Source organism: Pseudomonas protegens (assembly GCF_003732485.1).
Classification (GTDB): Bacteria; Pseudomonadota; Gammaproteobacteria; order Pseudomonadales; family Pseudomonadaceae; genus Aquipseudomonas; species Aquipseudomonas protegens_B.
The window spans coordinates 82357-88956 of record NZ_MOAK01000081.1 but is presented as its reverse complement, the minus strand read 5'-3'; the positions used below and the strand labels follow the sequence as shown (position 1 = coordinate 88956).

At 61.9% G+C, this 6600-nt stretch carries 6 protein-coding genes; 1 reads left to right on the top strand and 5 read right to left on the bottom strand.

What is annotated here, in order from left to right:
* The 5 genes from BLX41_RS36155 to BLX41_RS24215 form a co-directional block, all read right to left on the bottom strand.
* Positions 1–672 (bottom strand): HD domain-containing protein (locus BLX41_RS36155; RefSeq protein WP_259745136.1); only part of this gene is annotated, 672 nt, incomplete at its 3' end.
* 122 nt (positions 673–794) lie between these two features.
* Positions 795–2147, bottom strand: coding sequence for a 23S rRNA (uracil(1939)-C(5))-methyltransferase RlmD (gene rlmD / locus BLX41_RS24230; protein ID WP_123726923.1), 1353 nt, complete (start codon positions 2145–2147; stop codon positions 795–797).
* Positions 2147–3049 carry a cysteine synthase CysM gene (gene cysM, locus BLX41_RS24225; protein WP_102880559.1) on the bottom strand — a complete coding sequence of 301 codons (903 nt, stop codon included), beginning with the start codon at positions 3047–3049 and terminating at the stop codon, positions 2147–2149. The genes rlmD and cysM overlap by 1 nt, the downstream gene beginning before the upstream one ends.
* Before the next feature lie 116 nt (positions 3050–3165).
* Positions 3166–4521 carry a sensor histidine kinase gene (locus BLX41_RS24220; RefSeq protein ID WP_123726922.1) on the bottom strand — a complete coding sequence of 452 codons (1356 nt, stop codon included), beginning with the start codon at positions 4519–4521 and terminating at the stop codon, positions 3166–3168.
* A complete protein-coding gene (locus tag BLX41_RS24215; RefSeq protein WP_123726921.1) occupies positions 4508–5230 on the bottom strand; it encodes a response regulator transcription factor in 723 nt (240 codons plus the stop codon). The genes BLX41_RS24220 and BLX41_RS24215 overlap by 14 nt, the downstream gene beginning before the upstream one ends.
* Positions 5231–5449: 219 nt before the next feature.
* On the opposite strand from BLX41_RS24215, the gene BLX41_RS36150 reads away from it, so the two are divergent.
* Positions 5450–6600 (top strand): histidine kinase dimerization/phospho-acceptor domain-containing protein (locus BLX41_RS36150; protein WP_259745135.1); only part of this gene is annotated, 1151 nt, incomplete at its 3' end.

The following is a 6600-nucleotide window of genomic DNA, read 5'->3' as shown; positions in this document are numbered from 1 at the left end:
CTGCTTGTACTGCTCGGGCTCCAGGTAGCGGAAGGACAGGTCTTCCAGCTCCCACTTGATATGGCCGATGCCCAGGCGGTGAGCCAGGGGCGCGTAGATGTCAAAGACTTCCCGGGCAACCCGATTGCGCTTCTCTTCGTCGGCGCTTTTCACCGCACGAATGGCACAGGTACGCTCGGCCAGCTTGATCAGTGCGACTCGCACATCATCAACCATGGCCACCAGCATCTTGCGCAGGTTTTCCACTTGAGCCTGGGTCCCCAGGACCAGAGATTGGCGGGGACTGAGGCTGGCCGTGATGGCCGCCATGCGCAGCACGCCGTCGATCAGTTTGGTCACCACCGGACCAAAACGCTGGCTGACCGCCGGCAACTGGATCTGGCCCTCACGGACGCCGCGGTAGAGCACAGCGGCGACCAGGGAATCCTGATCCAGCTTGAGGTCGGCAAGAATCTCGGCGATCTCCAGGCCCGTGCTGAAACTCGACACGTCCTCGGCACTCAAGCCCTTGGCGGCAATGTGTTGTAGCTCTGCCTCGCGAGCGAACTCGCAGGCTTCTTTCAAGGCTTCACGGTCCAGTACCATGTCGACGCTGACCGTATGATCAAGCCATGCCTCGAGATTGATACTGCCGTCGGTGTTGATCGGCTGGTGCGCTCTCACCTGTACCATCTTGCTTTACCTTCCCTACGACGCACATTCAATGCGTCAAATCGCTGACCTTCAACACTCGGGCGCAGCTCGCAGGGCCAGCGAACCACACCTGAAAGATCAGTCGGATTAGACAAGCCATCCTAGCTCGCTTCAAATAACGCCATGGCCTCGACATGCGCCGTCTGAGGAAACATATCGAGGATCCCGGCACGTTTTAACCTATAGCCCTGCTTGATCAGTTCGACCGTGTCACGAGCCAAAGTTGCCGGATTGCATGACACGTACACCAACCGCCTGGCACCCAGGGTCGCCAACTGGCGGACCACCTCGAAAGCACCATCGCGGGGCGGGTCCAAGAGTACCGCAGAAAAGCCTTCATCAGCCCACTCGGCAGCACTCAGAGGTTGGGATAAATCGGCTTGAAAAAAGCGCGTGTTATGCAAATTGTTGCTGGCAGCATTTTCAGCGGCCCGCGCCACCATGGTCGCCACGCCTTCCACTGCCACCACTTCCCGCACTTGCCGGGCCAGCGGCAAGGCGAAGTTGCCCAGGCCGCAGAACAGATCCAGCACCCGCTCCTGAGCTTGTGGCGCGAGCCACTCCAGGGCCTGGGCGACCATCGCTTCATTGACTCCCGCATTGACCTGGACGAAGTCCCCCGGCCGATACGCCAGGTGCAGATCCCAGGTCTCCAGGCGATAGCCCAGTGCCTGCGATGGATCAAAGGGTTGCGGCTCGCCTTCGCCGTGCAACCACAATTGCGCCTGATGAAAATCGCAGAAGTCCTTGAGGATCCTAAGGTCGCTCTCGGACAACGGCGCCATGTGGCGCAACAACACCGCCAGCGCCGAACCGCTGAACAACTCCACATGCCCCAGAGCCTGAGGCTTGCTCAAGCGTCGCAGCATGGCAGGCAAGCGGCTCATGACAGGTTGCAAGGCCTGTACCAGCACCGGGCAATCGTCGATGGCGACGATGTCCTGGCTACCGGCAGCACGGAAACCCACCTCAAGTTGCTTGCCCTTGGCGTCCCAACGCACCGCCACCCGGGCGCGGCGCCGATAGCCGAACTCGGGACCGCTCAAGGGGGCGGCCCAGGCCTCGGGCTCGACACCTGCGACCTTGGACAATTGCTCGGCGAGCATGCGCTGTTTCAGGGCAAGCTGTTCGTCATGGGGCAAGTGCTGGACACTGCAACCGCCGCAACGCCCGGCATGGGCGCAAGCCGCCGGACGACGCAGATCACTGGCGTTGAAGATGCGCTCGGCACGGGCCTCCACCACCTTGCCGTGGCTGCCCAGTACCCGAGCCTCGACTTCCTCACCGGCCAGGGCACCGCTGACAAACCAGGTACGCCCTTCGACAAAGGCAATGCCACGGCCGTCGTTGGCCAGACGCTGAATAGTCAAACGCTGCTTCTTGCCCACCGGAATCTGTGGGGCCCGGCTACCGCCCGCAGGCTGGAAGCGCAGGCCTCTCTCGTGCTTAGCCATCAGTTGGGCGCATCGAAAATGCCGGTCGACAGGTAACGATCGCCACGGTCACAGATGATCGCGACCATGACCGCGTTTTCCACTTCCCGGGACAGGCGCAGCATCGCTGCCACCGCACCACCGGAAGACACGCCGCAGAAGATGCCCTCTTCCCGGGCCAGGCGCCGGGTCACGTCTTCGGCTTCGCTCTGGGCCATATCGACGATGCGATCGACCCGACTGGCCTGATAGATCTTCGGCAGGTACTCCTCGGGCCAGCGGCGAATACCGGGAATGGCCGAGCCTTCCATCGGCTGCAGACCCACGATCTGCACCTGGGGATTCTGTTCTTTCAGATAGCGCGAAGTGCCCATGATGGTGCCGGTGGTGCCCATCGAGCTGATGAAGTGAGTGATGCTGCCCTGGGTCTGGCGCCAGATTTCGGGACCGGTGCCGGTGTAGTGGGCTTCCGGATTGTCGCCGTTGGCGAACTGATCGAGCACCTTGCCACGGCCTTCGGCCTGCATCCGCTCGGCCAGGTCACGGGCGCCTTCCATGCCCTCTTCCTGACTGACCAGGATCAGCTCGGCACCATAGGCGGTCATCGCCGCCTTGCGCTCGGCGCTGGAGTTGTCGGGCATGATCAGGATCATCTTGTAACCCTTGATCGCCGCAGCCATGGCCAGGGCGATACCGGTGTTGCCCGAGGTCGCTTCGATCAGGGTATCCCCGGCCTGGATCTGCCCACGCAACTCGGCGCGAGTGATCATCGACAGTGCCGGACGGTCCTTGACCGAACCCGCCGGGTTATTGCCCTCGAGCTTGAGCAGCAGGGTATTGCTGGTGGCGCCGGGCAGGCGCTGCAAACGAACCAGCGGGGTGTTGCCGACGCAATCGGCGATGGTTGGGTACTGCAAGGTCATGGCGTATTCGCAATCCAGACTGCGGGGGCGCCTATCATACCGGCAAACGCCCAAGCGCCATATCACGCAAAGTGCGGGGCTTATGGCTTATTGATATAAGGCAGCGCAGTGCCGGTTCAGGCCGCCAGCAACTGCATATGAATACGCAGGCCATGGGCCGTGTTCTGCGCCCACAGCCGCCCACCCTGGCGCCCCACCGCATTGCGCGCAATGCTCAGGCCGAGGCCGAAGCCACCATCTCCCGGTCGCGATCCGTCCAGCCGAGTAAAAGGCGCGAAGATCCGCTCCAGGTCCTCTTCGGCCACGCCGGGCCCCTGGTCGTCCAGCCACAAATGCCAATATTCAGCGTCACGTCGACCGTCGAGGATGATCAGAGCGCCGGGCGGTGAATGTCGGATGGCGTTGCGCAGAATGTTTTCCAGGGCCTGGGCCAGGGTATTGAGATGCCCGCGCACCCAGCAATCCGCCGGTAGGTCACAGCGCAACTGCGCTGGGGACCAGCCACTTTCAAAGCAGGCGTTCTCGCTGAGCATCTCCCACAAGGCCTGGACCTGAATCTGCTCCTCAGGCAGCGGCGCCCGCTCAGTGTCCAGCCAGGCCAGTTGCAGGCTGTCCTCCACCAGGCGCTGCATACCGTCGACTTCCCGGGACAGGCGCTCACGCAATGCCTCCAGGTTTTGTTCGCTGTCGCAAGCCACCCGCAGACGACTCAACGGAGTGCGCAACTCGTGGGACAGGTCCCGCAGCAACTGCTGCTGCACAGCCACGGTGCTTTGCAGCCGCTCGGACATCTGATCGAAGGCTCGCCCCAACTCCCCCAATTCGTCCTTGCGCTGAGTGGTCTCGGTGGACAGCCGCACATTCAACTGCTCCGCACGCCAGGCATTGGCCTGTTCACGAAGCTGATTGAGCGGCACCACCAACAAGCGATAAAGGCCCACGCACAGCAGCAGCGTGAAGAGCCCTGGGATCACGCCGTTGGTGATCACGCGCCAGAACACCCGATATCGCCCAGGCATGAAACGCTGCGGCAGCTCGATGACCAGACTGCCGAGGGACGGATCATCGGGGAACGGAATTTTCAGCCAGGGCAACCCACGGCTGTGCCGGCTCACCGGCCAATCCGCCCCCCGCAGGAACGTCAGTCGCTGCGCCTCGGCCGGTGTCAACGGGTAGCTGCTCAGGGCTTGCAGATCGCTGCCGATGACCCCGACCCAAGTGTTCTCACGACCGGCCATTTCCTGGATCCAGGCATCGACACCGGCATTCTGGCCTTTCTTCCAGGCCTGTTCCGCTTCCTGCGCGTAGTTGCGCAAGGTGGCCCGGGCTTCATCGGCGAGGTACAGGTTCTTCTGCTCCACATAGCGCCCCCAGGACCAGCTCAGCCAGATCATCAACAGACAGAAAGCCACCAACAGGCAGGCCAGTTTCCAGAACAGCGAGTGTCGACCCGGCAGATCAGACCAGCTCATCGAAGGCGCTCAGCACATAGCCCTTGCCCCACACCGTGCGCACTTCACGTTCGCTGTAGCCCAGTGCCTTGAGCTTGCGACGTATCTGACTGACATGCATGTCCAGGCTGCGATCGTGCGCCGCATACCCGCGCTGCAGGACATGCTGATAAAGAAAGGCCTTGCTCAATACCTCATCGACATTGCGATGCAGGGTTTCCAGCAGACGGTATTCGCTACGGGTCAGACCGGCCCAGCGCTCGGCAAAGAACACGTCACACAGCTCGTCATCAAAACGCAGGCTCTGAACGCTGCTGGTGAGTTTCGGCGGTGTCGGCCGCTGATCCAGGGCCACTCGCCGCAGGATGGCTTCAATGCGTACCCGCAGCTCGGCCATGCTGAAGGGCTTGGGCAAGTAGTCGTCGGCACCCAGGCGGAATCCACTGATGCGATCGGCCTCTGCGCCCAGGGCCGACATCAGCAACACCGGCGTAGAGTGACTCTGGCGAAAGTGAGTCAACACCGCCAGGCCGTCCATGCCCGGCAAGAGGATGTCCATCAACACCACATCAAAGGCTTGCCGACGCGCGATGCCCAAACCTTCCTGGCCATTCTGGCACCAGGTCACGGCAAAGCCGCAGCGCCCCAGCTGCTCATGCACATAGGCACCGAGCACCGGGTCGTCTTCAATTGCCAGGATACGGGGAGGTTCAACAGCTACGGGAGTCATTAGCTTCTGCAAGTCATTCTCAGTTGAGCAATTATTCAAGATTGCCCGGACCGCGGCAACCAGCGCCTTGGTCGTAGCCCCCCTATCCGCCTTCCGGCTGTCGGCTAAGCGTCTGCAATTTGCCAAGATCAGCCTCCGGCAAATCGTTACACTGCGCAGGTGGCGCATCACGGACGTGCCCGTCGACCTTTCAAAACAGCGTGGAAGCAGGAGAGTTGCGTGCTCAAGAAACTGGGAATCAAAGGCCGCGTACTGTTGCTGACCTTGCTACCCACCAGCCTGATGGCTTTGGTGCTGGGCGGCTATTTCACCTGGATGCAGCTCTCCGACCTGCAGACCCAATTGCTGCAGCGCGGCGAAATGATCGCCGAACAGCTGGCTTCCCTGGTGGCACCGGCGATGGGCAACCGCAACTCGCCGATGCTCGAGCGCATCGCCACCCAGGCCCTGGAACAGCAGGACGTACGCGCGGTGTCATTCCTTGCCCCCGATCGCACGCTCATGGCTCACGCCGGCCCCAGCATGCTCAACCCACCGCCCAGCGGCAACAGCACCCACATGATGCAACGCAGTGGCAGCGACGCGACTCGCTACCAATTGCCGGTCTTCGGCCGCCACCGCAATCTGGCCGGCGATCTGATCCCCGATGAGTCCGACCGTTTGCTGGGCTGGGTGGAACTGGAGCTGTCCCATAGCGGCATGCTGTTGCGCGGCTACCGCAGCCTGTTCGCCAGCCTGCTGTTGATTGCCGCCGGCCTGGCCGGTGCCGCGTTGCTGGCAGTGCGCATGGGGCGGACCATCAATAACCCGCTGACCCAGATCAAGCAGGCCGTGGCGCAACTCAAGGACGGCAACCTGGAAACCCGCTTGCCGCCCCTGGGCAGCCAGGAACTCGATGAGCTGGCTTCGGGCATCAATCGCATGGCCAGCACCCTGCAAAATGCTCAGGAAGAATTGCAACACAGCATCGATCAGGCCACCGAAGACGTGCGCCAGAACCTGGAAACCATCGAGATCCAGAACATCGAGCTGGATCTGGCACGCAAGGAGGCCCTGGAGGCCAGCCGCATCAAGTCGGAATTCCTGGCCAACATGAGCCATGAGATCCGCACGCCCCTCAATGGGATTCTCGGCTTCACCCACCTGCTGCAGAAAAGCGAGCTGACACCACGCCAGCTGGACTACCTGGGGACCATCGAAAAGTCCGCCGACAGCCTGTTGGGGATCATCAACGAGATCCTCGACTTCTCGAAAATCGAAGCGGGCAAACTGGTGCTCGACAGCATTCCATTCAACCTGCGGGACTTGCTGCAGGACACCTTGACCATCCTCGCTCCGGCAGCCCACGCCAAGCAGCTGGAACTGGTGAG